Annotated in this window: 29 protein-coding genes; 17 read left to right on the top strand and 12 right to left on the bottom strand. The window is 69.7% G+C overall.

Annotated features, from left to right (window positions below; translation table 11 throughout):
• Positions 1-5: 5 nt before the first annotated feature.
• A complete protein-coding gene (locus ACOCEP_RS03465) occupies positions 6-1,757 on the top strand; it encodes a serine/threonine-protein kinase (RefSeq protein WP_482335720.1) in 1,752 nt (583 codons plus the stop codon).
• Positions 1,758-1,768: 11 nt separating this feature from the next.
• On the top strand, positions 1,769-2,173 hold the full coding sequence (locus ACOCEP_RS03460; RefSeq protein ID WP_063277126.1) for an OsmC family protein: 405 nt from the start codon (positions 1,769-1,771) through the stop codon (positions 2,171-2,173).
• 72 nt (positions 2,174-2,245) lie between these two features.
• Here the strand turns inward: ACOCEP_RS03460 and ACOCEP_RS03455 are convergent, their stop codons facing one another.
• The 3 genes from ACOCEP_RS03455 to ACOCEP_RS03445 all read right to left on the bottom strand — a co-directional run bounded on the left by ACOCEP_RS03455 (position 2,246) and on the right by ACOCEP_RS03445 (position 5,430).
• Positions 2,246-2,599, bottom strand: a complete 354-nt coding sequence (locus ACOCEP_RS03455; protein ID WP_126732697.1) for a hypothetical protein — start codon at positions 2,597-2,599, stop codon at positions 2,246-2,248.
• Between the two features lie 57 nt (positions 2,600-2,656).
• Positions 2,657-4,714: an ATP-dependent DNA helicase gene (locus tag ACOCEP_RS03450; RefSeq protein ID WP_482335718.1), complete on the bottom strand. Its 2,058-nt coding sequence runs from the start codon at positions 4,712-4,714 to the stop codon at positions 2,657-2,659.
• Between the two features lie 125 nt (positions 4,715-4,839).
• A complete protein-coding gene (locus tag ACOCEP_RS03445) occupies positions 4,840-5,430 on the bottom strand; it encodes a biotin transporter BioY (RefSeq protein WP_482335717.1) in 591 nt (196 codons plus the stop codon).
• Positions 5,431-5,583: 153 nt separating this feature from the next.
• Here ACOCEP_RS03445 and ACOCEP_RS03440 point away from each other — a divergent pair, with 153 nt between their 5' ends.
• A complete protein-coding gene (locus tag ACOCEP_RS03440) occupies positions 5,584-6,249 on the top strand; it encodes a choice-of-anchor P family protein (RefSeq protein ID WP_482335716.1) in 666 nt (221 codons plus the stop codon).
• Between the two features lie 69 nt (positions 6,250-6,318).
• Here the strand turns inward: ACOCEP_RS03440 and ACOCEP_RS03435 are convergent, their stop codons facing one another.
• Genes ACOCEP_RS03435 through ACOCEP_RS03425 form a run of 3 tightly spaced genes read right to left on the bottom strand, consistent with a single transcriptional unit; the run spans position 6,319 to position 8,869 of the window.
• Positions 6,319-6,972 carry a bifunctional 4-hydroxy-2-oxoglutarate aldolase/2-dehydro-3-deoxy-phosphogluconate aldolase gene (locus tag ACOCEP_RS03435; RefSeq protein ID WP_482335714.1) on the bottom strand — a complete coding sequence of 218 codons (654 nt, stop codon included), beginning with the start codon at positions 6,970-6,972 and terminating at the stop codon, positions 6,319-6,321.
• Positions 6,969-7,544, bottom strand: coding sequence for a nicotinamidase (locus ACOCEP_RS03430; protein WP_482335713.1), 576 nt, complete (start codon positions 7,542-7,544; stop codon positions 6,969-6,971). Before ACOCEP_RS03430 ends, ACOCEP_RS03435 begins: the two co-directional genes overlap by 4 nt.
• Positions 7,545-7,564: 20 nt before the next feature.
• Positions 7,565-8,869, bottom strand: coding sequence for a nicotinate phosphoribosyltransferase (locus ACOCEP_RS03425; protein WP_482335712.1), 1,305 nt, complete (start codon positions 8,867-8,869; stop codon positions 7,565-7,567).
• 74 nt (positions 8,870-8,943) lie between these two features.
• Between ACOCEP_RS03425 and clpS the strand changes: the two genes are divergently transcribed.
• From clpS to ACOCEP_RS03390, 7 genes are all read left to right on the top strand, one after another.
• Positions 8,944-9,243 carry an ATP-dependent Clp protease adapter ClpS gene (gene clpS, locus ACOCEP_RS03420; RefSeq protein WP_005165655.1) on the top strand — a complete coding sequence of 100 codons (300 nt, stop codon included), beginning with the start codon at positions 8,944-8,946 and terminating at the stop codon, positions 9,241-9,243.
• Positions 9,240-9,797 carry a DUF2017 domain-containing protein gene (locus ACOCEP_RS03415; RefSeq protein WP_482335711.1) on the top strand — a complete coding sequence of 186 codons (558 nt, stop codon included), beginning with the start codon at positions 9,240-9,242 and terminating at the stop codon, positions 9,795-9,797. The genes clpS and ACOCEP_RS03415 overlap by 4 nt, the downstream gene beginning before the upstream one ends.
• Positions 9,794-10,786: a P1 family peptidase gene (locus tag ACOCEP_RS03410; RefSeq protein WP_482335710.1), complete on the top strand. Its 993-nt coding sequence runs from the start codon at positions 9,794-9,796 to the stop codon at positions 10,784-10,786. Before ACOCEP_RS03415 ends, ACOCEP_RS03410 begins: the two co-directional genes overlap by 4 nt.
• Before the next feature lie 120 nt (positions 10,787-10,906).
• Positions 10,907-11,323, top strand: a complete 417-nt coding sequence (locus ACOCEP_RS03405; RefSeq protein WP_016336788.1) for a M67 family metallopeptidase — start codon at positions 10,907-10,909, stop codon at positions 11,321-11,323.
• 72 nt (positions 11,324-11,395) lie between these two features.
• Positions 11,396-11,668 (top strand): MoaD/ThiS family protein, encoded by a 273-nt coding sequence (locus tag ACOCEP_RS03400; protein ID WP_005165659.1) that lies wholly within the window; start codon positions 11,396-11,398, stop codon positions 11,666-11,668.
• A gap of 3 nt (positions 11,669-11,671) precedes the next feature.
• Positions 11,672-12,622 carry a PLP-dependent cysteine synthase family protein gene (locus ACOCEP_RS03395; RefSeq protein WP_192743177.1) on the top strand — a complete coding sequence of 317 codons (951 nt, stop codon included), beginning with the start codon at positions 11,672-11,674 and terminating at the stop codon, positions 12,620-12,622.
• A 185-nt stretch (positions 12,623-12,807) separates the two neighbouring features.
• Positions 12,808-13,521 (top strand): aspartate/glutamate racemase family protein, encoded by a 714-nt coding sequence (locus ACOCEP_RS03390; protein WP_482335708.1) that lies wholly within the window; start codon positions 12,808-12,810, stop codon positions 13,519-13,521.
• On the opposite strand, the gene ACOCEP_RS03385 is transcribed toward ACOCEP_RS03390, so the two are convergent.
• A complete protein-coding gene (locus ACOCEP_RS03385; RefSeq protein WP_482335707.1) occupies positions 13,482-14,372 on the bottom strand; it encodes an arylamine N-acetyltransferase family protein in 891 nt (296 codons plus the stop codon). The two genes, ACOCEP_RS03390 and ACOCEP_RS03385, sit on opposite strands and share 40 nt — an antisense overlap.
• A 91-nt stretch (positions 14,373-14,463) precedes the next feature.
• Between ACOCEP_RS03385 and ACOCEP_RS03380 the strand changes: the two genes are divergently transcribed.
• The 5 genes from ACOCEP_RS03380 to rdgB are packed head-to-tail and all read left to right on the top strand — an operon-like array spanning position 14,464 to position 18,123.
• Positions 14,464-15,120 (top strand): rhomboid family intramembrane serine protease, encoded by a 657-nt coding sequence (locus ACOCEP_RS03380; protein WP_482339554.1) that lies wholly within the window; start codon positions 14,464-14,466, stop codon positions 15,118-15,120.
• Positions 15,117-15,923 carry a glutamate racemase gene (murI, locus tag ACOCEP_RS03375; protein WP_007028257.1) on the top strand — a complete coding sequence of 269 codons (807 nt, stop codon included), beginning with the start codon at positions 15,117-15,119 and terminating at the stop codon, positions 15,921-15,923. The genes ACOCEP_RS03380 and murI overlap by 4 nt, the downstream gene beginning before the upstream one ends.
• 30 nt (positions 15,924-15,953) lie before the next feature.
• Complete coding sequence (locus tag ACOCEP_RS03370) at positions 15,954-16,721, top strand: MBL fold metallo-hydrolase (RefSeq protein ID WP_482335706.1); 768 nt, start codon at positions 15,954-15,956, stop codon at positions 16,719-16,721.
• Positions 16,722-16,744: 23 nt separating this feature from the next.
• Complete coding sequence (gene rph / locus ACOCEP_RS03365; RefSeq protein ID WP_037342521.1) at positions 16,745-17,521, top strand: ribonuclease PH; 777 nt, start codon at positions 16,745-16,747, stop codon at positions 17,519-17,521.
• Entirely contained in the window at positions 17,518-18,123 is a 606-nt protein-coding gene (gene rdgB, locus ACOCEP_RS03360) for an RdgB/HAM1 family non-canonical purine NTP pyrophosphatase (protein WP_005165674.1), read from the top strand. The genes rph and rdgB overlap by 4 nt, the downstream gene beginning before the upstream one ends.
• A 51-nt stretch (positions 18,124-18,174) precedes the next feature.
• On the opposite strand, the gene bcp is transcribed toward rdgB, so the two are convergent.
• The 3 genes from bcp to ACOCEP_RS03345 all read right to left on the bottom strand — a co-directional run bounded on the left by bcp (position 18,175) and on the right by ACOCEP_RS03345 (position 19,605).
• A complete protein-coding gene (gene bcp / locus ACOCEP_RS03355; protein ID WP_126732711.1) occupies positions 18,175-18,648 on the bottom strand; it encodes a thioredoxin-dependent thiol peroxidase in 474 nt (157 codons plus the stop codon).
• Between the two features lie 27 nt (positions 18,649-18,675).
• Positions 18,676-19,221 (bottom strand): hypothetical protein, encoded by a 546-nt coding sequence (locus ACOCEP_RS03350; protein WP_482335705.1) that lies wholly within the window; start codon positions 19,219-19,221, stop codon positions 18,676-18,678.
• A 201-nt stretch (positions 19,222-19,422) separates the two neighbouring features.
• Positions 19,423-19,605 carry a hypothetical protein gene (locus tag ACOCEP_RS03345; RefSeq protein WP_482335704.1) on the bottom strand — a complete coding sequence of 61 codons (183 nt, stop codon included), beginning with the start codon at positions 19,603-19,605 and terminating at the stop codon, positions 19,423-19,425.
• A gap of 116 nt (positions 19,606-19,721) precedes the next feature.
• Between ACOCEP_RS03345 and ACOCEP_RS03340 the strand changes: the two genes are divergently transcribed.
• Complete coding sequence (locus tag ACOCEP_RS03340; RefSeq protein WP_482335703.1) at positions 19,722-20,060, top strand: hypothetical protein; 339 nt, start codon at positions 19,722-19,724, stop codon at positions 20,058-20,060.
• Between the two features lie 10 nt (positions 20,061-20,070).
• Here ACOCEP_RS03340 and ACOCEP_RS03335 read toward each other — a convergent pair whose 3' ends face one another.
• Positions 20,071-21,015, bottom strand: coding sequence for a LysR family transcriptional regulator (locus ACOCEP_RS03335; RefSeq protein ID WP_482335702.1), 945 nt, complete (start codon positions 21,013-21,015; stop codon positions 20,071-20,073).
• 120 nt (positions 21,016-21,135) lie between these two features.
• Between ACOCEP_RS03335 and dnaE the strand changes: the two genes are divergently transcribed.
• The gene (gene dnaE / locus ACOCEP_RS03330; RefSeq protein WP_482335701.1) at positions 21,136-24,654 is read left to right on the top strand and encodes a DNA polymerase III subunit alpha; all 3,519 of its coding nucleotides are present in this window, start codon (positions 21,136-21,138) and stop codon (positions 24,652-24,654) included.
• On the opposite strand, the gene ACOCEP_RS03325 is transcribed toward dnaE, so the two are convergent.
• Positions 24,629-25,135, bottom strand: a complete 507-nt coding sequence (locus ACOCEP_RS03325; protein ID WP_482335700.1) for a DinB family protein — start codon at positions 25,133-25,135, stop codon at positions 24,629-24,631. The genes dnaE and ACOCEP_RS03325 overlap by 26 nt on opposite strands.
• Between the last annotated feature and the right edge of the window lie 30 nt (positions 25,136-25,165).

Genomic DNA, 25,165 nt, shown 5'->3' with positions numbered 1-25,165 from the left:
CCCGCATGGGTGATCGGCTGATCGCCGGGCGCTACCGCTTGGAGGAGCGGATCGGCGCCGGGGGTATGGGTGTGGTCTGGCGTGCCACCGATCTGGACCTCGGGCGGGTCGTCGCTCTCAAACGTTCGCAGGCCGGGGACAGCGGTCAGATCCGGCGCGAGGCGCGGATCGGCGCGGGCCTGCATCATCCGAACGTGGTCACCGTGTTCGACGCCGTGATCGACGGTGACGATCGCTGGCTCGTGATGGAGTACCTGCCCTCGCGCAGCCTCGCCGACGTCATCGACTCCGACGGGCCGCTGCCGCCCGGCAAGGTGGCCAAGATCGGCGTCCAGCTCGCCGCCGCGCTCGCGGCGATGCACGAGAAGGGCATGGTCCACCGCGACCTCAAACCGGGCAACGTCCTGGTGGCCGACGACGGCACCGCCAAACTCACCGACCTGGGCATCGCGCAATGGGCGGAGGTGACCCGCACCGGCGGCGGGCTCGACGTCGGCACTCCCGGCTACGTCGCGCCCGAGATGGCCGAAGGGCGGCCGGCGGGCGCGGCGGCGGACGTGTTCTCGCTCGGTGCCACCCTATTCGCCGCTGTCGAGGGAACCTCGGTGTGGGGAGACGCGAACGTGGGCCCGTTCGTGCAGCTCCGGCGGGCGACGGCCTACACCCTGGAGCCGCTCCGGCGGGCGGGGCCGCTGGCTCCCGCGCTGACCGAACTGCTGCGGCGCAAACCCGGCGGGCGGCCGGACGCCGTCCGCGCCGCCGCACTCCTGTCCGAAGTCGCGGACGTCGACGGTCCCGTACGGACGCGACGGTTCCGGGTGAACAGACGCGCCTTCGTGATCGCGGCGGTCGCGGCGGTCCTGATGCTGACCGGTGGCCTGCTCTACGCCACGAGGGAACCCGCGTCGATCGCGGCGGGCCCCACGCCCATGAACTCGGTCGGCGACCCGCGCACCGCCGACCCCTGCGCGCTGGTGGACCCGTCCGCGCTGAACCACCTCGGGACCCCGCGGCTCGACACGGCCGGCGGCAACTTCAACGCCTGCGGTGTCCTGGTGAGGCTGACCCCGGACGAACAGGACGTCGTCGACGTCCGGCTCGAACTGACCATCCCGGGGTCACCGATGCTGGAGAAGCCCCCGCCCGGGCAGCTGCGCGTGCGCGAGTGGCCGAGCGACACCGAAGAGAAGTGCCAGCGGGCCATCGAGCTGCCGGACGGCAACCAGATCTGGGTGCACTCCCGGCACGTCCGGAACTGGCACGCGCACCTGTGCGACTACGCCGACGCGGTCGCCTCGCACGCCGCCGGGGTGCTGAACCGCGGACCGCTCGAACGGCGTCCGGCCCCCTTCCCCGCCGGCTCGCTCGGGACTCTCGACGCCTGCGCGCTGGGCGGGAACCTGCCGCAGGCGATCGTCGGCGGCCCGGCCACCCCGGATCCGGTCTTCGGCAACTGGGAGTGTTACTGGAACCATCGTGAGACCGAGGTGACGATCCGGTTCGAACGGGAGCAGGTGCCCTTCGAGGACGAGGGCAGACGCGTCGCTCTCGGATCACGGGAAGCCTTCGTCGAAGTGGCTCCCGAGTGGAAGGCTTGTCAGGCGGAGATCCCGCACCAGGGCTTCACCGGCGACGGTCGTGCCATGATCGAGACGGTGGAGATCTACGTCGCGAGCAAGGTCGAGCCGCCGCAGGAGATGTGCCCGGCCGCGGAACGGCTCGCCGGCGAGATCGCCCCCAGGCTGCCGCCACTCTGAAAGGGAGAACCGTGTCTTTGGAAGTCCAGCGCGACGGTGAGCACCGCTTCATCGGCCGCAACGAACGCGGTGCCGAGGTCGTGATCGGCCGCAAGGGGGCCGAGGGCGCCTTCTCACCCGCCGAACTGCTGCAGATCGCCGCGGCGGGCTGTTCGGCCGTCACCGCCGAGAACCTCATCACGCGCCGGATCGGGGAGGACTCGAAGTTCCGGGTCGGCGTGACCGCGGATCGGCGCGAAGACGCTTCGGAGCTCGACGCGGTCCATGTGGCCTTCGACGTCGACGTGTCCTCGCTGCCCGCTTCGGAGCGGGAGGCGCTCGCGGCGGCTGTGGATCGCGCCATCGAGCGGCTGTGCACGGTGAGCCGGACCCTGAAGAAGGGCATCCCGGTCACGGAAAGCTTCCCGGTCGAGTAGCCGCCACCGGATGCTATGAACGGTCCGTTCCTGGCAAATTTTGCAAGGAACGGACCGTTCATAGCACTCGGCTCAGTGTTTGGCGGGGTGGCCTTCGGCGCTCCAGACCACGTACGCCTCGTCGGCGTCGGTGGTCATGGCCTCGATGAACTTCTCGTTGTCGAAGCCGGGCAGCGTCTGCAACCGCTCGATCAGCGCGTCGGCGGCGGGGTCACCGCTGGGAATCGCGGTGCCCTTCCCGTCGGCGCCGGCGAGCATGAAGAAGACGTCTTCCTTCCACGGGCCTTCAGGGATCACTCTGACCACCACCGCGGACAGCTCGGACCACGTGACGGCTTCCTCGCTGCCGTCCGCGAGCTGGCGCCGCACTCCGGTGTCATCGACGCTGACGGTCCGGGATTGTGCGTTGGGCGACTCGTGGGACAACCGGTTCTCCCTGTCTTCGGCGTTCCGTTAACGGTACTCGGCCGTGTGCCAGGCCACTCAGGCCGGGGCGGCGGCGTCGAGGCGGCGCAGCGCGTCGCGGGCGACCTTCGGGTCCATGGTCGGCCAGAACGGCGGCAGCGAGGCACGCAGGAATCCGCCGTAGCGGGCGGTGGCCAGCCGCGAATCCAGGATCGCCACGACGCCGCGATCGCTGACCGAACGGTGCAGCCGTCCGGTGCCCTGCGCGAGCAGCAGCGCGGCATGTGTGGCCGCGACGGTGAGGAACCCGTTGCCGCCCCTGGCCTCCACGGCCCGCTGCCGCGCCGACGAGACCGGATCGTCCGGGCGAGGGAACGGGATCCTGTCGACCACGACGAGCTGGAGCGACGGACCGGGCACGTCGACGCCCTGCCACAGCGAAAGCGTGCCGAACAGGCAGGTGCGCGCGTCCTCGGAGAACTTCTGCACCAGGAGGCCGGTGGCGTCGTCGCCCTGGCAGAGGATCGGCAGGTCGAGCCGCTCGCGCATCTCCTCCGTCGCCTGCTTCGCCGCGCGCATCGAGGAGAACAGGCCGAGCGTGCGCCCGCCCGCGGCCTCGATCAGCTCGGCCAGCTCGTCCATGGTCGAGGGCTGCAACCCGTCCCGTCCCGGCGGCGGCAGATGCTTGGCCAGGTAGAGGATGCCGTTGCGTTTGTGGTCGAACGGGGAGCCGACGTCGAGGCCGGTCCACTTCGGGCCGTCCGCGTCGTCGGCGTCGGCGGGGGCGGCCTTGTCGGTCGCCGCTCCCGGCGCCTTCTCGACCCTGGCCCCGCCGGGCGGGAGACCCCACTGCCGGGCCATGGTGTCGAACGTGCCGCCCAAGGTCAGCGTCGCCGAGGTGAGGACGGTCGTGTGCTGGTTGAAGACCCGCTCCCGCAGCAGACCGGCGACACCCAGCGGGGCGACCTTCAGCGCGGGCGGGCGCGGGTTCGTGGAGAAGCGATCCCCGGTCAGCCAGACGACGTCACGCTGGTGCGCCTTGTCGTCGTCGAAGGCCTCCAGCAGCCGGACCGCGGTGTCGTGGACCTCTTCGAGCAGTGATCGCGCCAGCTTCCGCGCGGTGGCCTCGTCGACGTCCTCCTTGCGATCCTTGCCGAGCGCGGTGAGGCAGCGATGCGCGGCGTCGCGGACCGCGGGGATCGCGCCGGTGAGGGCCTGGGGCAGCGAGTCCATGCGGCCCGAGGGCAGGTCGTCGAGGATCAGGGCCAGCCCGTCGCTCGCCTCCAGCAACTGATCGGCCACGTCGTCGTCGACCAGCTTCCCGCAGCGCCGGGCGGCGGCGGAGACCATGCCGCTGGTCAGCTCGCCGGTCGCCACGGAGGTCACGCGGTCCACCAGGTCGTGTGCCTCGTCGATGATCACCAGGTCGTGCTCCGGAAGCACTTGATAGCCCTGCAGCGCGTCGATCGCCAGCAGCGCGTGGTTGGTGACCACGACGTCGGCCTTGCCCGCCTCGGCGCGGGACCGCTCGGCGAAACAGTCCGTGCCGATGGGGCAGCGCGAGGCGCCCAGGCATTCCTTGGCGGTGACCGACACCTGGCGCCACGCCTGGTCCGAAACGCCGGGGACCAGCTCGTCGCGATCACCGGTTTCGGTGTCGGACGACCATTCCCGCAGCCGGGTGACCTCCTTGCCGAGCCGGGAGACGGCGAACGGGTCGAACAGCTGCTGATCCTCCGGCTCGTCCGGGGCGCCGGAATCGAGCCGGTGGAGGCAGAGGTAGTTACGGCGGCCCTTCAGGATCGCGAAGGTGGGCTCGCGGCCGAGGGGTTTCTTGAGCGCCTTCGCCAGCCGGGGGAGATCCCTGTCGACGAGCTGGCGCTGCAACGCGATGGTGGCCGTGGAGACCACGACCGTGGCCTCCTTCTCGACCGCGTGCCGGATCGCGGGGACGAGATAGGCCAACGACTTCCCGGTGCCCGTGCCCGCCTGGACGGCCAGATGCTCGCCGGTGCGGATGGCGCGGCCGACGGCGTCCGCCATCTTGACCTGGCCCTCGCGCTCGGCACCGCCCACGGACTCGACCGCGTGGGTCAGGAGTTCGAGGACACCGGGGAAATCAGCACGGGAGGGCACGGGACAAGACGATAGCCGGGAGCACCGTCAAGTTCGTCCGCCCCGTGCGATGAACGGTCCGTTCCTTGCCAAATTTGCAAGGAACGGACCGTTCATGGCAGCTCTTGGGGCGGTGAAAGGACCGGTCACGACTCCTTACGGAAGCGCGAGACCAGCGCCCAGGTGGCCGGAAGCAGCGCCGCCGCGACGGCGATCTTCAGCGCGTCCCCGATCAGGAACGGCACGACACCCTTTTCGAGCGCGGTCGACAGGCCGAAGCCGGTCGACGCCATCAGCCACGGCACGCCGACCGAGTAGATGGCGAGGTTGCCCAGCACCATCGTCCCCGCCGTGCGCAACGGCGTGCGGTCACCGCCGCGGCCGGCGAGCGCGCCGACCAGCGCGCCCGCGAGCACGAAGCCGACGATGTAGCCGGCGCTGGCGCCGAACAGGCCGGAAGAACCGTTCTGGAACCAGCCGAATCCGGCCGCGCCGACGGCGAGGTACAGCGCCATCGACAGCGCGCCGCGCTTCCAGCCGAGCGCGGCGCCGACCAGCAGGGCGGCGAACGTCTGGCCGGTCATCGGCACCGGGGAGCCGGGCACCGGGATCAGGATCTGCGCGGCCGCACCGGTGAGGGCGGCACCACCGGCGACCAGGACCGCGTCACGGACCAGTGCGCCGGGAACGAGGTCGGCGAGAACCGGGCGGGTGCCGGTCACGGACAGCGAAGACACTCAGACCTCCTATGAGTACACGAATGTGAACCGAGGTTAACGTCAGAAGACGGGACGCGGACCGAATGTCGGCCACCTCACGGTCATCGCACGTCCACTCGTCCGGGTGGCATGACCCTGCGCGGGACAGGCGGTTGGTGGAGGCTGCCGGACATGAGGAAACCCGTTTCGAGGCTGTTGTCGGTGACGATGCTGACCGGGGCGCTGGTGGCGGGAGGTCCGGCGGTCGCGTCGGCCGGTCCCGCGCCCGCGACGGCGGCCGCGTCGGTGGGTTCGCTCGACGTGGAGATCGGCGACCAGCACGTGGTCACCGGCGAGCTGGCGCCGTGCGACGTCGACGGCCCCTTGAACGCGAAGACCCAAGGTGGGTCCGTCGGTGACTTCGCCCGATTCAGCGGAGGTGAGTCACGCTGCGGCCGGAACGGCTCGGTGGCCATCGGCGAGGCGGCCGGGCGGCGGTTCGAGACCACCCTGCTCAACCGCTTCGGCGGCCCGGTGATCAAGGTCCGCTCGTTCATGGCGAAGTGCAGCACCACCGAGGACGGCAGCCTCGGCTACATCGAGTTCGGCGACGTCACCGGGTTCAAGCTGCCCGAGAACATCCCGCAGAACTACCGGCTGACCATCCCGGGCGGCAAGGCCGGGACGCCGCTGGCGTCGCTCACGGTCAACGAGACCGTCACGCCGACGCCGCCCGACGGGAGCCTCGTGACGCACATGCTGCACATCAAGCTGTTCCCGCAGGGCGGCGGACCGGCGAAGGGCGACATCTACCTCGGGACCGCGCGCTGCGACCCCTATGGCAAGAAGAAGCCCTGATTCCCCGCGTTTCGTCCTCTAAATGCGGTCCTTGCGCGTGCAAGTACCGCATTTAGAGGACTAAACGCGTCAGGTGCGCGAGACGTGTTTCGCGGCCGCCGCGACGAACTCGCTCGCGCGGGATGCCAGGTCGGCCAGCGACCCCTTCGAGGTGAGCGCGTCACCGACCAGGGGCGTGGCGGCCGCGACGGCGATCGAGCCGGCCTCGAGGTATTTCGCCACGTCGGCCAGGTGCACGCCGCCCGTCGGCACCAGCGGGATGTCCGGCATCGGCGCCCGGACCGCCCGCAGGTAGGCGATGCCGCCGACGGCCGCGATCGGGAAGACCTTCACCGCCGCGGCGCCGAGACGCCACGCCTGGTCGATCTCGGTCGGCGTCAGCGCGCCGCAGATCACCGGCAGCCCGCGTTCGTGCGCGCGCTCCATGACCAGCGGGTTCACCGTGGGCGTGACCAGGAAGGTCGCGCCGGCGTCCGCCGATTTGTCCACATCGGACACCTCGCGCACGCTGCCGGCGCCGATGTGCGCGTCGTCGCCGAGCTTCTTGCGGATGGTCGCGATGGCGTCCGTGGCGCCCGGAGTGGTCAACGCCGCTTCGAGCACTCGGACGCCGGCCGCGTGCAACACCGTGGCGGCGTCGGCGAACCGGCTCGCGTCCGCGGCCCGCAGGATCGCGACGAGCCGGTTTTCGATCAGGGTGTCCTGGAGGTCGTGCTGGATCATGCGGCCGGGACCGGCGCCTTCCCGGTGTAGGTCACGCCCGCCTCGTCGAAGTCCTTGAGCGCGGCGTCGACGGTCGGCTGCGAGCCGCCGACCGTGAGGTCGAGCAGCACCCGGACCTTGAAGCCGGCCTTCGCCGCGTCGAGCGCCGTCGCACGGACGCAGAAGTCGGTCGCGATCCCGACGACGTCGACCTCGGTGACGTCGTGCTCCTTCAGCCACGCGTCGAGGGTCTTGCCGTCGCGCGCGTTGCCTTCGAAGCCGGAGTACGCGGCGGTGTACTCGCCCTTGGAGAAGACCTCGCGGATCGGGACCACGTCGAGCGCGGGGTGGAACGACGCGCCGGAGGTGCCCGCGACGCAGTGCCGCGGCCAGCTGTCCTTGAAGTCCGGCGTCTCGCTGAAGTGGTCGCCCGGGTTGATGTGGTAGTCGCGGGTGGCGACGACGTGCGCGTAGCCACCCTCCGCGGCCTGCTTGGAGATCGCTTCGGCGGCGGCGGCGCCACCGGGCAGGCCGAGCGACCCGCCTTCGCAGAAGTCGTTCTGCACATCGACCACGATCAAGGCGGTCCCCATGTGTTGCTCCTGAGTTCTCTTTAGACGAATACGGTCGGGATGGCGGGCTCCCCGTGCGAGAGCTTGAGGCCTTCCCACGGAAGGCTCACCAGTGCCCGCCGAAGCCGCTGGCGCGCGTCGTCCAGCGTGGGCAAATCATCCACCGTCCGGCCGTCCCGGACCAGCGGAATCTGCAATTCGTGGTCGTTCGGTCCCCGTTCCGGGACCGGGGAGGCGGCCGTCCAGATCACCTCTTCGACGGCGGTGCCGGTCTCGCGGTGCCGTCGAAGCGCGGATTTCCTTCCGCCGCGGGATTCCTTGTGCGCGCTGCGCTTGGCGACCGGCCTGCCGTCGACCTCGACGAGCTTGTAGACCATGCCCGCGGTCGGCGCGCCGGAACCGGTGACGACCGAGGTCCCGACGCCGTACGCGTCGACCGGTTCCGCCCGCAGCGCCGCGATGGCGTGTTCGTCCAGGTCGCCCGACACCACGATGCGGGTGTCCTTGGCGCCGAGGGCGTCCAGCTGCTCGCGGGCCTTGCGCGCCAGCGGGCCCACGTCGCCGGAGTCGATGCGGATCGCGCCCAGTTCGGTCCCGGCCACCCGGACGGCCGTCTCGATGCCCTTGGTGATGTCGTAGGTGTCCACCAGGAGGGTGGTGTCGGCGCCCATCTTGTCCACCTGCGCGCGGAACGCCTGTTCCTCGCTGTCGTGCAGCAACATGAACGCGTGCGCGACGGTGCCCCGCGTCGGGATGCCGTAGCGGCGGCCGGCTTCGAGGTTGGAGGTCGTGGCGAACCCGGCGAGGTACGCGGCCCGCGCGGCGGCGACGGCGGCGTACTCGTGCGTGCGGCGGCCGCCCATCTCGATGATCGGCCTGCCGTGCGCGGCGCCCGACATCCGCGCCGCGGCGGACGCGATCGCGCTGTCGTGGTTGAGGATCGACAGGATCAGCGTCTCCAGCACGACGGCCTCGCCGAAGGAACCGGTGACGGTCATGATCGGGGAGCCGGGGAAGTACAGCTCGCCCTCGGGGTAGCCGTCGATGTTCCCCGAGAAGGAGTAGTCCGCGAGCCACGAAAGGGTGGCGTCGTCGACCACGGCGGTCGCTTCGAGCTGGCTCAGCTCGGCGTCGGTGAACCGGAAGTCCGCGATCGCGTCGAGGACCCGCCCGGTGCCCGCGACGACGCCGTAGCGGCGGCCGTCGGGCAGACGACGTGCGAAGACCTCGAAGACGCAAGGCCGGTCCGCCGTCCCGTCGGACAGGGCGCTGGCCAGCATGGTCAGCTCGTAGTGGTCGGTGAGCAGCGCGGTGCTGGCGCCAGTGGCCGCCTCGGGGAAACCCATGGCACCAGCCTATTCACCCACATGGCCGGACCTGCCAGCCCGTACCGGATCGGGCCCGTGACACCATGGAGTGCATGTCCACGCCTGTCGCATCCGAGCAGACGCAGGTTGATCCACAGGGAGTAGAGGTCGTCTCTGAGGACAAACCCTGGCGGACGGTCGTCTGGAACGATCCGGTGAACCTCATGTCCTACGTGACGTACGTGTTCCAGAAGCTGTTCGGTTACAGCCGGGACCACGCGACGAAGCTGATGCTCGACGTGCACCAGAAGGGCAAGGCGATCGTGTCCTCCGGGTCCAAGGAAAAGGTGGAGACCGACGTCGCGAAACTCCACGCGGCCGGCCTCTGGGCCACCATGGAGCAGCCTTCATGAACGGATGGCGCCGCAAGGGCGACACCATCGTCGCGGGATTCGAGCAGCAGGAGGCCGCGGTGCTGCGCGGCCTGGTCAGCCAGCTGGAGGACATGCTCACCGCGCGCGCCGAAGAGGCGCCTCAGGACGAGCTGGCGGAGCTGACCGGGATCCGCACCGGCCCGACCGAATCGCCGGACGACCCGGTGCTTTCGCGGCTGCTGCCGGACTTCCACAAGCTCGATCCGGACAACCCGACCCGCGAGGACATCGACTCGGCCGCCGCGATGCGGTCGATCCACGAGCCCGAGCTGCTGGACAAGAAGGTCGGCGTCGCGAAGATCGTGCTGGACACCCTGCCGCGTGACGGCGGGAACGTGCGGCTGACCTTCGAGCAGGCCGACGCGTGGCTGGGCGCCCTCAACGACGTCCGGCTGGCGCTGGGCACCGCGCTCGACGTCACCGAGGACATGCCCGACGAACTGCCCGAGGACGATCCCCGCGCGCCGCATCTCGGCGTCTACCACTGGCTGACCTGGGTGCAGGAGACCCTCATCCAGTCGCTGACGTCATGATCACCGACGTCCCCGGCGTGCTGGTCGGGCACCACGAGAGGGTCGGCGACGGCTGGGCGACCGGGACGACGGTCGTGCTGGTCCCCGGCGGCGCGGTCGGGGCTGTCGACCAGCGCGGCGGCGCGCCCGGAACACGCGAGACCAACCTGCTGGAGCCGGAGAACCTGGTCCAGCACGTCAACGCGATCTGCCTGTCCGGCGGGAGCGCGTACGGCTTGGCCGCCGCGGACGGCGTCATGCGCTGGCTCGCCGAGCGGAACCTGGGCATCCCCGTGGGCACTCGGCCGCACGAGGTGGTGCCGATCGTGCCCGCCGCGGTCTTGTTCGACCTGCCGCGCGGCGAGTGGGGCAACCGTCCGGACGCGTCCTTCGGCTATGCGGCCTGCGAAGCGGCTGTCGGAGGTCCGGTCACGCTCGGGACCGTGGGAGCGGGCGCCGGGGCGAAGGCGGGATCACTCAAAGGCGGGATCGGGACGGCGTCGGAGAAGGTCGGGGAGTTCACCGTCGGCGTCGTCGCCGCCGTGAACGCCGCCGGTGAGGCCGTGGATCTCTCGACGGGGCGCGCGTACGCGGCGGATCACGAGGTCGACGGCGAGTTCGGCGTCCGCTGGCCCGACCGGCCGGGCGACGTCGAGGCGAAGGCCGCCGGCCTCAACACGACCATCGGTGTGGTCGCGGTCGACGCGGCGCTGTCCAAGGCGGAGGCGCGGCGGCTCGCGGTGGCCGCGCAAGACGGTCTCGCCAGGGCCGTGCGGCCGGCGCACACGATGTTCGACGGCGACACGGTGTTCGCGCTGGCGACCGGCGACCGGGAACTGCCCGGCGGCGCGGGTCCCGTCGCGGCGGCGCGGCGCGCGATGGTGCTGGACACGCTCTGCTCGGCGGCCGCGAGGGTCTTCGGCCGCGCGATGGTGCACGGTGTGCTTTCGGCCACTTCGGCCGGTGACATGCGCGCGTACCGCGACGTCTGGCCCGAAGCCCTGCCCTGACCACGCGTTTCGTCCTCTAAATGCGGTCCTTGCGTGTGCAACTACCGCATTTAGAGGACGAAACGCGGGTGGGAGTGGCGGCGATCTCAGAGTGTGGACCGGCTCTGTCCAGCACCTAAGATGGGCGACGTGCTCCGGATCCGCCGTGAACTCGTCGACGAGATCGTCGCCCATGCCCGTCGTGACCATCCCGACGAGGCGTGCGGGGTGATCGCCGGTCCCGAGGGATCGGACAGCCCCGAGCGGTACATCCCCATGCTGAACGCGGCCCGCTCGCCGACGTTCTACGAATTCGACTCGGGCGATCTGCTCAAGCTCTATCGCGAGATGGACGCCAACGACGAGGTCCCGGTGGTCATCTACCACTCGCACACCGCGACCGACGCCTATCCGTCCCGCACCGATGTCTCGTACGCCTCGGAACCCGACGCGCACTACGTGCTCGTTTCCACCAAGGACCCCGATTCGCACCAGTTCCGGTCGTACCGGATCGTGGACGGGGAGATCACCGAGGAGCCCGTCGAGATCATCGGCTGAACCCTGGTCCGGGAATATCCCGGACCGGCCCGAACGTCTGCGTAGCAGAGAACCCACCGGAGGTAGAAAACCATGGCCGTGACCGTGTCCATCCCGACCATCCTGCGTACGCACACCGGCGGCGAGAAGTCCGTCGAGGCGACCGGCAAGACCGTGCTCGAGGTGATCGACGACATCGAGTCCCGCCACGGCGGCCTCAAGGCCCGCCTGGTCAAGGAAGAGAAGCTGCACCGTTTCGTCAATGTCTACGTCAACGACGAGGACGTCCGTTTTTCCGGCGGTCTCGAGGCCGAGGTCAAGGACGGCGACACCCTGACCATCCTGCCCGCCGTGGCCGGTGGCTGATCGATGGCTCGCTTCGAGTCGCTGCTCGACGCGCTCGGCGGCACCCCGCTGGTCGGCCTTCCCCGGCTTTCGCCCACCCATGACGTGCGGTTGTGGGCGAAGCTGGAGGACCGCAACCCGACCGGTTCGATCAAGGATCGCCCCGCGCTGGCGATGATCGAGGCCGCCGAGCGCGAAGGCACGCTCCGGCGCGGCTCCACGATCCTGGAGCCGACGTCGGGCAACACCGGGATCGCGCTCGCCATGGCCGCGAAGCTCAAGGGCTACGGCCTCGTGTGCGTGATGCCGGAGAACACCTCGACCGAACGCAAGCAGCTGCTGCAGGCGTACGGCGCGCGGATCGTCTTCTCCCCGGCCGCCGGCGGATCCAACGAGGCCGTGCGCCGGGCGAAGGAACTCGCCGAGGCCAACCCGGACTGGGTGATGCTCTACCAGTACGGCAACCCGGCCAACGCCGACGCGCACTATCGCGGCACCGGGCCCGAACTGCTCAAGGACCTGCCGACCCTGACGCATTTCGTCGGCGGCCTCGGCACCACCGGCACCCTGGTCGGTGTCGGGCGCTACCTGCACGAGGCGAAGCCGGACGTCCAGATCATCGCGGCCGAACCACGCTACGGCGAGCTGGTGTACGGCCTGCGGAACCTCGACGAGGGCTTCGTCCCGGAGCTCTACGACGCCAGCGTGCTCAACGGCCGGTACTCCGTCGGCGCGTACGACGCGCTTCGCCGGACACGTGAGCTGCTGGAGCACGAAGGCATCTTCGCGGGGATCTCGACCGGAGCCGTACTGCACGCGGCGCTGGCCGTCGCCGAAAAGGCCGCCGCTTCGGGGAAGCCCGCCGATGTGGCCTTCGTGGTGGCAGACGCGGGGTGGAAGTACCTCTCGACGGGCGCGTACTCCGGCTCGCTCGACGAAGCGGCCGAAAGGCTCGACGGGCAGCTCTGGGCCTGATCCCCTCTGCACGCGCTATGAAAGGTCCTTTCCTTGCAAAATTTGCAAGGAAAGGACCTTTCATAGCGTTCGGGAGGGGGGCAGCCGGGTGTCATGAAAGGGTCGTTCAGGACGAAAAACGTCCTGAACGACCCTTTCATGACATTGGGGGAGCGAGGCGGTCCGGCGCTGGCACGATGGTGGCCATGAAGGTCATCGGGTTGCTGGGCGGGATGAGCTGGGAATCGTCGGCCGAGTACTACCGGCTGGTCAACGAACGCGTCCGCGAGCTGCGCGGCGGGTATCACTCAGCGCGCACCGTGCTGTACTCCGTGGATTTCGCCGAGATCGAGGCGATGCAGGCCGAGGGCCGCTGGGACGACGCCGGACGGGAACTGAACCGCGCCGCACGCGCTCTCGAAGCCGCCGGAGCGGACTTCGTCGTCCTCTGCACCAACACGATGCACAAGGTTGCCGCCCGGCTCACCGACGGCTTGGACGTGCCGCTCCTGCATCTCGCCGACACCACGGCGGCCGCGATCAAAGCCCGCGACATCGAACGAGTCGGGCTCCTGGGCACCGGTTTCACCATGGCCCAGCCGTTCTACCGCGAACGCCTCGCCGCGCACGGCCTCGACGTGCTCGTGCCGGACGAGGACGACCGCGAGACGGTGCACCGGGTCATCTACGACGAACTCGTCCACGGCGTGGTCACCGAGGAGTCCCGCGAGCGGTACCGCGAGGTCATCGCGCGGCTCGTCGAGGCGGGCGCGGAAGGCGTGATCTACGGCTGCACGGAGATCGAACTGCTCGTCGGCCCGGAAGACAGCGCGGTGCCCACCTTCCCCACGACGAGGCTGCACGCCGAAGCGGCCGTGGACTACGCGCTGGGCAAGGCCTCACTCCCTCCCGCGGTGTGACGCTCGTGCTGGGCGACGGCCTGCCGCCACAGCCTGTCCTGTTCTTCACCGGTGAATCCACCGCGAGCCACGCCGAAGACGTCCTCGAGCGCCGTCCACCACTCGGCCGGTGATTCCAGCACGGTCTTGCCGCCCGGCAGACCGCTCAAGGTCAGCGCGCGCAGCGAATCCACTCCCTCCGCGTCGCGTCGCTGCACCACCAGCGTGCGGACGAAGCCGGAATCCTCGGACGTGGACAGCTCGACGTGTTTCTCGGCGAAGTCGGCCATCACGGCCGCTTCCGGCGCGAAATCCATCCCGGTGAAACTGCCCTGCGGGTCGTGGTCGAACCGCCAGCCGCCCGGCGTGACCTCCGAAGGCCGCAAGCGGAACACCAGCGGCCCTTGCTTGTATTCGCCTTCACGCAGGGGGAGCGGCTCGTGGATACCGTCCCCAAGCCCGACGTCGACCAGCCAGCCGACTTCGGGCGTCTCCGGCAGCCCGGTCACCGTCAGAGCCAGGTGGTTGAGGTGGATCCCGGCCGCCTCACCACGGCCCTGTACACCGCCCGGATGCCGGGTGACCTGGTAGCCGAGCGCCCGCAGCAGCACCGAGAACGCGCCGTTGAGGTGATAGCAGTAGCCGCCGCGGCCGGCGGCGATCCGGCCGAACGACACCGCCGGGTCCAGCGAGGTCACCCGGCCCAGCTGGACTTCGAAATCCTCGTACGGCACCCGCTCCACATGGGCCTTGTGCAGCCGGAAGAGCGCGTCGAGGCTCGGCGGCTCGTGCTCGAGGCCGAGTCGCGCGAGGTAGGCGGGCACGTCCACGTGCTCGGAGCGTTCGGAGTGCTCGGAAGAAGGGAACCCCATGTGATCGACGGTAGCGGCACCCACCGACAATTCAGGGTTCTCACGGAGGCGATCTCGCCGTTCGCCGCCGTAGCCTGTGGAGGTGACCACTTTGCCTTCCCAGCCGGTCCCGGCGAGCGAGCCCGGTAGCGATCCGGCCAAACGCGTCCTGCCGCCGAACCCGAGGGCCGCCGCGATCGTCGCGCTGGCCTTCACCGCGCTGCTCTACCTGGTCGAGCTGGTCGACGTCGTGCTGCCTCTCGACCTCGATCAGAGCGGTGGCATCGTCGCTCGCGAGCTCTCCGATCTCGACGGCGTGCTCTGGGCGCCGCTGCTGCACGCGGGCTGGGGGCATCTGTTCTCCAACACCGTTCCGGTGCTGGTGTTCGCCTTCCTCGCGATGTCCGCGGGTATCGGCCGGTGGGTGCTGGTCACCGCGATCATCTGGGTGCTCTCCGGTCTCGGTGTCTGGCTGATCGCGCCGGGCGGCACGGTGACCGTCGGCGCGTCCGGCGTCGCCTTCGGCTGGCTCGCGTTCCTGCTGGTCCGGGGCATCTTCAACCGCGCCGTCGGGCAGATCCTGGTGGCCGTGGTGCTGCTGGGCATCTGGAGCGGGATGCTCTGGGGACTGCTTCCGGGTGACCCGGGCGTCTCGTGGCAGGGGCACCTGTTCGGTGCGCTGTCGGGCGTCTTCGCCGCCTGGTTGATGGCGAGGGCCGACAGGTCCCAGGCCAGGAAAGCGGCGGGCCCCGGTAGCCTCGCCGTGTGACCAAGCCGAGCGCCGACGCCCCGATCGGCGTCTTCGATTCCGGAGTGGGCGGGCTCACCGTCGCCAGGGCGATCCTGGAGCAGCTGCCCGGTGAGCAGCTGCGCTACGTCGGCGACACCGCCCGCAACCCGTACGGTCCGCTTCCCATCGCGACGGCACGCCAGTACGCGCTGGAAGCGCTGGACGACATCGTCGAAGGCGGGGTGAAGGCGCTGGTCATCGCCTGCAACACCGCCTCCGCTGCCTGCCTTCGCGACGCGAGGGAACGCTACGACGTCCCCGTGATCGAGGTCGTCCTCCCCGCCGCGCGCCGGGCCGTGTCCGCCACGCGTTCCGGGCGTATCGGCGTGATCGGCACCGAGGGCACCGTCCGGTCCCGCGCGTACGACGACGCCTTCAACGCCGCGCAGGACGTCGAGATCACCAGCGTCGCGTGCCCGCGGTTCGTGGACTTCGTCGAACGCGGGATCACCACCGGGCGCCAGGTGCTCGGGCTCGCGCAGGGCTATCTGGAACCACTGCTGGACGCGCAGGTCGACACGCTGGTCATGGGCTGCACGCACTACCCGTTGCTCTCCGGGGTGCTGCAGATCGTCATGGGCCAGGACGTCACTCTGGTGTCCAGCGCCGAGGAGACCGCGCGTGACCTCGTGCGCGTCCTCACCGAGGCCGACCTCCTCGCCGAGCGCGACACCCCGCCGCGGCACGAGTTCGTCGCCACCGGATCCGCCGAGCCGTTCACCAGGCTCGCTCAGCGGTTCATGGGCTTCGCTCCGGGTGTGCTGGCTCCCACCAGCGCCTAAAATCGCCGATTCCGTGCTTAAGGTGTCACAGTGCGTCTCACGATCCTCGGCTGCTCCGGCAGCATCCCCGGGCCCAACGCCGCCGCGTCCGGCTACCTGATCGAGGCGGACGGGTTCGTCCTGGGGCTCGAGCTCGGCAACGGGACACTCGCCAGGCTGCAGGCGCTGCGCGACCCGTTCGACCTGGACGCGCTGATCCTTTCGCATCTGCACCCCGACCACTGCGCCGACGTCAGCGCGCTCACCGTGCTTCGCCGCTACCACCCCGCGCTGCCGTACCCGGCGAGGCCGCGGCGGCTGCCGGTGTACGGGCCGTCGGACGTGCGGGAGCGCCTGACCTACGCGTACGCGGCGAACGAGGACGAGCGGGCGACCACCGATCTCACGGACGTCTTCGCCTTCGACGCCCTGCGGGCCGAGCCCATGAAGATCGGGCCGTTCGAGGTCACCGCGGTCCCGGTCGACCATCCGACCCCGGCGTTCGGCCTGCGGTTCGCGCACGGCGGCAAGACCCTCGCCTACACCGGGGACACCGGTGTCTGCGACAACCTGACCGATCTCGCGGGCGGCGCCGACGTCCTGCTGTCCGAAGCGTCGTGGACCGACTCGCCCGACCGGCCCGCCGGCGTCCACCTGTCCGGCAAGGAAGCGGGGGAGCTGGGGCGCAAGGCGGGGGTCGGGCGGCTGCTGCTCACCCACGTCGCGCCCTGGACCGACCGCGACGCGGTCCTCGCCGAGGCGGCCGTCGCGTTCCCCGCCGCCGAGCTGGTCGAGCAGGGCGCCGTCTACGACCTCTGACGCGGGGTTCTAGAGTGGCGGCCGTGGCGAGAAAAGACGGCAGGAACGACGACCAGCTTCGCGACATCAAGATCACCCGCGGTTTCCAGCGGTGGCCCGCGGGCTCGGTGTTGATCGAATTCGGCGACACCCGGGTGCTGTGCGCGGCGAGCGTCACCGAGGGCGTCCCCCGCTGGAGGGCCGGTTCCGGCCTCGGCTGGGTCACCGCCGAGTACGCGATGCTGCCGTCGGCGACCAACACCCGCAGCGACCGCGAATCCATCAAAGGCCGCGTCGGCGGCCGCACCCACGAGATCTCCCGGCTGATCGGCCGGTCCCTGCGCGCCTGCATCGACCTGGCGGCGCTGGGGGAGAACACGATCGTCATCGACTGCGACGTCATCCAGGCCGACGGCGGCACCCGCACGGCCGCGGTGACCGGCGGTTACGTCGCGCTCGCCGACGCCGTCACCTGGCTCGGCGCGGCCGGCCGCCTCGCCGACCCGCAGCCGCTTTCGTCCTCGGTCGCCGCGGTGAGCGTCGGCGTCGTCGACGGCCGCGTGCGCCTTGACCTGCCCTACGAAGAGGACTCGCGCGCGGAGGTCGACATGAACGTCGTCGCCACCGACGCGGGCACCCTGATCGAGGTGCAGGGCACCGGCGAGGGCGCCACCTTCGCTCGGTCCACTTTGGACACCATGCTGGACGTCGCGCTCGCGGGCTGCGAGGAGCTGACCCGCTTGCAGACCGAGGCGCTCGCGTTGCCGTATCCCGGCGAACTTCCCGAGCCGCGGCCCGACAAGAAGAAGGGCGCGAAGTGACCAAGCTCCTCCTCGCCACCCGCAACGCGAAGAAGCTCGGCGAGCTCCGACGCATCCTGGTCGCCGAAGGCATCGAGGGTGTCGAGGTCATCGGCCTCGCCGACGTCCCCGAGTTCCCCGAAGCGCCCGAAACCGCTCCGGACTTCGAAGGCAACGCGCTCGCGAAGGCCCAGGACGCGGCCGCCGCGACCGGTCTTCCGGCCATCGCCGACGACTCGGGTATCGCCGTCGACGCGCTGAACGGCATGCCGGGCGTGCTTTCGGCACGCTGGTCGGGAAAGCACGGCGACGACGAGGCGAACCTGGATCTCGTGCTGGCGCAGTTGTCCGACACTCCGGACGAGCGCATGGGCGCGGCTTTCGTCTGCGCGGCAGCGTTGGTCGTCCCCGGTGGTGACGAAACCGTGGTGCGCGGGGAATGGCGCGGCTCGCTGATCCGGGAACGTCGTGGTGCCAACGGATTCGGCTACGACCCGATCTTCGTGCCGGAGGGTGGGACGCGGACCTCGGCGGAGCTGGAACCGTCAGAAAAGGACGAAGCTTCGCATCGGGGGAAGGCGTTGCGGGCGTTGGTGGGGGAGCTGCGGAAGCTGGCCGGCTGAGTTCTCGTGAGTGGTAAGGACGGTTAGAACCGTCCTTACCACTCACGAGGCTCACGCGAGGGAGAGGTCCCGCAGCAGTTTCGCGACGTGCCCCGTTGCCCGCACGTTGTACTGAGCCACGGCGATCTTGCCCTCGGGGTCGACGACGAACGTCGAGCGGATGACGCCCTCGTAGACCTTGCCGTAGTTCTTCTTCTCGCCGAAGGCGCTGTACGCCTTGAGGACGGTCTTCTCCGTGTCGGACAGCAGCGGGAAGGTCAGCCCCTCCGCCTCGACGAACTTCGCAAGCTTCGCGGGCTTGTCGGGCGAGATGCCGAGCACCTGGTAGCCGGCGTCGTTGAGCTGCGCGAGGCTGTCCCGGAAGTCGCAGGCCTGCTTCGTGCAGCCCGGCGTGCCGGCGTTCGGGTAGAAGTACACGACGACCGACTTGCCGCGGAAGTCGCTGAGCTTGACGTCGTTGCCCTCACTGTCGGGGAGGGTGAAGTCGGGCGCTTTGTCGCCGGGGGAAAGTCGCTGCTCGGTCATGACGCACACGGTAGCGAACCGGCGGCGTCAGACCTTTCCGCAGTACTTCGCCGCGACAGGTTCCGAAGGGCTCGGCCGCACCTGGAGGCGCAGGTTCACCGGCCGGTCCGGAACGGCGAAGGCGAGGTTAAGCTGGACGGACCGGCCGGGCGCCACGTCCTTGCCCGCGTCCGCGATGCCGTTGTAGCCCTGCACCGGGTCGACGACCTGTTTGACCGCGGAATCCTCTCCGTCGACTTCGCCCGTCACGGACAGGCCGGAGAGCCGGTAGGTGCCGTCGCCCGCGTTCGTCACTTCGATGGCGAAGGCCACCGCGCGTGGGCTCTGCGGGTACGCCGACGCGCTGGGCCGGAACGCTTTCGGCGCCGAAACGGAGATCGTGACCCCGGTCTTGAACCGGTGCGGGGCGCCGAAGGCGAGGTCGCCTTCCGCGTGTGTCGCGGCGAGACCCTGCGCCGGAGCGTCCGCGCCGAGCACGGCGGCCCCCTTTTCCGGTGCCGTGACCCCGCACGCGGCCGCCAGCAGCAACGAGCAGGCGGCGATCAAGAGCTTCGGGGTGCGCGGGGGCGCCATGTGGGGTTACTCCAGTCGGCGGTGCGGGTGGGCCGTTCGAGGTAGGTATTAGTGCCGAAGAGTCCAGACTGACGGTCTTCCGCAGCCGAGAGGAGCGGCGAGGCCGGGTTGAGGCGGACCTGGTGTACAGCCGTGGCCGATCCGTGATCGGAAGGACACGACTAGTGACAGTCGTCACCTCGGTGGCACATCGCCGAGGGGTCAGACGGCGAAGGCGAAGAACAGGATGAAGATCGCCAAACCGGACACCCAGGCCACGATCAGCCAGCCGAAATCGCGCATCGGATCGACCGCCCGGCTTTCCTCGCCCGGGACGTAGACGCCGCGCTCTTCGAACCAGTCGGCCCATCGGGACAGCCAGCGAAAGGGGCTTCGAGACGCCATGTCGTCACAGTACGGGTGTGGACGAGCCGCGTCAGCCATGGAGGGGCGCCCCGAAAGGGCGAAACGGGCTTCCGGGGTGTGACACGATGATCGAATGACGAACTTCCGAAAGGGCCATGCCGCGTAGCTCGCCCGCGCGAGTCCGGCGAGAGCTGTCGCCGCGCCACCCGGCCGAATTCGGCGAGGGCTTCTCGCCCGCGCTCGCCGCCGAGCTGGCCCGGCTCGAACGCTCCCGGAACTACCTCGGGCCCGGTGCGATCCGGACCGCGCTGCGTCTCTGGCGTGAGTTCGTCGCGAACCCGTACTGGCGGCTTCGGGTCGACAGCGAAGGCTGCGGTGTCTGGGAGTGCTGCGGTGATCCCAGGCAGGCGAGGGAAATGCTCGAAGGCGTTGTGCTCGCTCTCCCGGCGAGACTCGCCAAGGAGATGCGAAGGCACATCGCTCCCGAACCTTGATCAAGGGAGGTCACGGGCCGGCGACGGGGGCGCTCATGGCCTCCCGGTCCGACACCGGGAGCCACTGCCGTTCCGCATCGAACGGCCGGTAAGCGGAGCGGACGTGCTCGATCAGCGACCGCAGCGTGGGGTGCCGGTTCTCGAGCCGCCACAGCAGGGAGAACGGGTACACCGGCGTCGGGTCGACGAGCGGGATCTGGACGACGTCGGGATGCCACGGCACGTGCATCTTCGCGCCGACGAAACCCAGCCGGTCCGTCGACCCGCTCAGCACTTCGATGTGGTGTTCGAGCCCGAAGTTCGGGCCGTCGGTGTCGACCAGGACGCCGAACTCCGGGCACAGTTCCTGCCAGAACTCCGCCCATTCGCTGGCCCGCGCGTTGTAGGGCATCCACGCCGTCAGGCCGGCCAGCTCCGCCATCGCGACCCGGCGCCGCCGCGCGAGCGGATGCCGCCGCCCGACCAGCAGGTTCGCCGGTTCCAGATAGGCGGGTGTGCGCCCGATCCCCGGCGACGGCACGGTGCTGACACGAGCGAAGGCGGCATCGACGGTCTCCGGCAGCAGGGACCGGCGCATCGCACCCAGCCCGGGCGTGACGAGCTCCAGTTCGTCGTCGTGTTCGGCGTGGAACGCCCGGATGACCTCCATGGTCGCCAGCCGCGTGCCGAGGACGTCGACCCGCAGCGCCCGCCGCCTGCCGTGCAGGCGTTCGACGGCCTGGTCGGCGAGGCTGATCAGCGCGCGGGCGTGTTTGAGGAACTCCTCGCCGTCTTTGGTCGGCTCGGCCCCGCCGCGCGTCCGCGACAGCAGCCGCACGCCGAGATCCGACTCGAGCTTCGCGACGCGTTTGGAGATCGCCTGCTGGCTGATCTCCAGCCGGATCGCGGCCTCGCTGAAGTACCGGTCGTCGGCCACCGCGACGAACGCGCGCACCGCGCCCAGGTCCAGCTCCACTGTGCACTCCCTACAACGTGTGGTTGTCGACGGCAGCGTGTCGCTTGTTGGACAACACCGGTACGCCAACGGTCCAATCGCCGCGTCGGACCGGAATCGTACAACCATGGGGAGTGGCCGGTGGGCTCCTTCGTGCACCTGCACGTTCATACCGAGTACTCGATGCTCGACGGCGCGGCCAAGATCGCGCCCCTGTTCGCCGAGGCCCAGCGGCTCGGCATGCCCGCCGTGGGCATGACGGACCACGGGAACATGTACGGCGCGGACGAGTTCTACCGGCAGTCCGTCCAGGTAGGGCTGAAACCGGTGATCGGCATCGAGGCCTACCTCGCGCCGGAGTCCCGTTTCCACAAGAAGCCGGTGTTCTGGGGGCGGCGTGGCGACGGCGGTGACGTCTCCGGAGGCGGCGCCTACACGCATATGACCATGCTGGCGGAGAACGCGACCGGGTTGCGGAACCTGTTCAAGCTGTCCTCATTGGCCAGTCTGGAGGGCTACTACCGCAAACCCCGGATGGACCGCGAACTCCTCGCCCGGCACCACGAAGGCGTCATCGCCACCACCGGATGCCCGTCGGGCGAGGTGCAGACCAGGCTCCGGCTCGGGCAGCCCGGCGAGGCGATCCAGGCGGCGTCGGACTACCGCGACATCTTCGGCGCGGACGGCTTCTTCCTGGAATTGATGGACCACGGGCTCCCGATCGAACGGTCCGTGCGGGACGGGTTGCTGGACATCGGCCGCAGGCTCGGGCTGAAACCCTTGGCCACCAACGATTCGCACTACGTCACGCGGGACAGGGCCGCCGCGCATTCGGCGCTGCTGTGCGTCCAGTCCGGCAAGACCCTCGACGATCCCGGCCGCTTCAAGTTCGACGGCGACGGCTACTACCTCAAGTCCGCGGAGGAGATGCGGGCGTACTGGGACACGGAGGTTCCTGGCGCGGCGGACTCCACGCTGCTCGTCGCCGAACGGATCCAGCCTTACGACGACGTCTACCGGCACGTCGACCGCATGCCGGTCTTCGAGGTCCCGGACGGACACGACGAGGAGTCCTGGCTGCGCGAGGAGGTCGCGGCCGGGCTTCGCCGCCGTCTACCGGACGGTGTCCCCGAGACGTACCTCGCCCGCGCCGACTTCGAGATCGGCGTGATCGCCGAAAAGGGTTTCCCGGCGTACTTCCTGATCACCGCAGACCTGATGAACCACGCCCGCCGTGTCGGCATCCGCGTCGGGCCTGGCCGAGGTTCGGCGGCGGGCTCGCTCGTGGCGTACGCGCTCGGGATCACCAATCTGGACCCGATCGACCTCGGGCTGCTCTTCGAACGGTTCCTCAATCCGGAGCGGGTCTCGATGCCGGACATCGACATGGACTTCGACGACCGGCGCCGCGGAGAGATGATCCGGTACGCCACCGGCAAGTACGGCGCCGAGCATGTCGCCCAGGTGATCACCTTCGGCACCATCAAGACCAAGGCCGCCGTCAAGGACGCCGCACGTGTCCACTATGGACAGAGCGGGTACGCGATCGCGGACCGGATCTCGAAAGCGCTCCCGCCGCCCGTCGCGGCGAAGGACATCCCGCTCGCCGGGATCGTCGAGCCGGCCCACGAGCGGTACGCCGAAGCGGCGGAAGTCCGTGCCCTGCTGGAAGGCGACGGCGAGGCGGCCAAGATCTTCGAGACCGCGCGCGGTCTCGAAGGCCTGATCCGCAACGCCGGCGTCCACGCCTGCGCGGTCATCATGTCGAGTGAACCGCTGCTCGACGCGATCCCGTTGTGGCGGCGGGACGACGGTGCGGTCATCACCGGCTGGGACTACCCGTCGTGCGAGGCCATCGGCCTGCTGAAAATGGACTTCCTCGGCCTGCGGAACCTCACCGTCATCGGCGACGCGCTCGACAACGTCAAGGCCAACCGCGGCGAGGAGATCGATCTCGACACGCTCGGCGTCGAGGATCCGGCGACCTACGAACTGCTCGCCCGCGGCGACAGTCTCGGCGTCTTCCAGCTCGACGGCGGCGCGATGCGGGATCTGCTGCGCAGGCTGAAGCCGACCGGGTTCGGCGACATCATCGCGGTGAACGCGTTGTACCGGCCGGGTCCGATCGCGATGAACACGCACAACAACTACGCGGACCGCAAGAACGGCAGGCAGCCGATCGAGTCGATCCATCCCGAGCTGGCCGGGCCGCTGCGCGAGATCCTGGCCGAGACGCACGGCCTGATCGTGTACCAGGAACAGATCATGCGGATCGCGCGGGACGTGGCGGGCTACTCCATGGGGCGCGCCGACGTGCTGCGCAAGGCGATGGGCAAGAAGAAGAAAGAGGTGCTGGAGAAGGAGTTCGAGGGTTTCCGCGACGGCATGGTCGCCAACGGCTTCTCGCGCGAGGCCGTGCAGGCCCTTTGGGACGCGATCCTGCCGTTCGCCGGCTACGCGTTCAACAAGTCCCACGCCGCCGGTTACGGCCTTGTCGGCTATTGGACCGCCTATCTGAAGGCGAATTACCCGGCCGAGTACATGGCGGGCCTGCTGACTTCGGTGGGGGACAACAAGGACAAGTCGGCGGTCTATCTGTCGGAATGCCGTCGGCTGGGGATCGAGGTGCTGCCGCCGGACGTCAACGAATCGGGCCTCCGGTTCTCCGCGGTGGGGGACGCGATCCGGTTCGGGCTGGGCGCGGTGCGCAACGTCGGCGCGAACGTCGTCGAGGAGATCGTCAAGACCCGGCGGGAGAAGGGGAAGTACGCGTCGTTCACCGACTTCCTCGACAAGTCGGAACTGGTGGCCTGCAACAAACGCGTCATCGAATCCCTGGCCAGGGCCGGCGCGTTCGACTCGCTCGGGCATACGCGGCTCTCGATCCAGCGGGTGCACGAGGACGCGGTGGACGCCGTGGTGCCGCTGAAGCGCAAGCAGGCGATGGGCCAGTTCGATCTCTTCGGCCCAGGCGAGGAGAGCGACGACGGCACCTCGCCGCTGGCGCACCTCAAGCTCGGCGTCGAGGAGTGGCCGCGCAAGGAATTGCTCGCGTACGAACGGGAAATGCTCGGGCTGTACGTGTCCGCGCATCCGCTCGACGGCGCCGAACACGTGCTGCGGGCGCACGCGCCCCGGCCGATCGCGGCGATCCTCGACAATCCGCCGCGCGAGGGTGAGCTGGTCGTCGCCGGGCTCATCACGTCGCTGGAGCGGCGGGTGAACAAGAAGGGCGAGCCGTGGGCGATCTGCACGATCGAAGATCTCGACGCGGCGCTCGAAGTGCTGTTCTTTCCCAAGGCGTACGCGCTGTTCGCGGCGGATCTCGGCGAGGACAACGCCGTTCGCGTCAGCGGCTGGGTGAACTGGCGGGAGGACAAGATGTCGGTGTTCGGCGGTGGGCTCGTGCCGCTCGACCTTTCCGTGGCGGACGACGGGGAGCCACCGCTGACCCTGCACGCGACCGCCGAGCGGCTGACCGAAGACGCGGTCCTCGAACTGAAACGGGCTTTGCTGGCGCACAAGGGAAAAACCGCAGTCCGCGTGGAACTCGCCGGGACGGTGTACGCGCTCGACGACTACCCGGTCGCCGTCAGTTCGATGCTCCTGGGTGAGCTGAAGTCCATTCCCGGCATCACGCCGCGCGCCGCTGCGACCTGAGCTGCCCGATCTCCGCCACGTTCTTCATCAGTTCGGAGTTCACCCAGGCGACCGTGTGGGCGAAGGTCAGCCCGGCGTCCTCGCCCCACGGATAGGCGGAAGGCGCGTCCAGGTCGGTGTCGGTCGAGCGGTCCAGCACCGCCAGCCATTCCTCGCGAAGACCGCGCAGCCAACCGACGGTGGCTTCCTCGCCGGGCCAGGTGATTTCCGCGCGCTCGCGCGGCGGCCGTCCGTTCGCGTGATCCAGCGCGACACTCCACCACCAGCCGATATGCCAGGTGAGCCAGGCGATCGTGGGAACCGGAACGGGGTCGGGTTCGGTGTCGGCCCAGTCAGGGGTGCCGTCCGGCCGGATCGTCCAGCACACCGCCGAAGGCGCCCAGCGGAAGTCCGCCGGTTCGAGGTCGGCGAGGTGGTAGTCGAACAACGACCAGGTCAGATCGAACTGCCAGCGCGACAGCTCGGTTCGCCATGCGGACACCCGCGGGATCCTTCCGCCGGGACAGGGCGG

This window comes from Amycolatopsis sp. CA-211722 (assembly GCF_056828465.1).
Note: the sequence above shows the minus strand (reverse complement) of the source record. Positions and strands in the feature narration are given on the sequence as shown.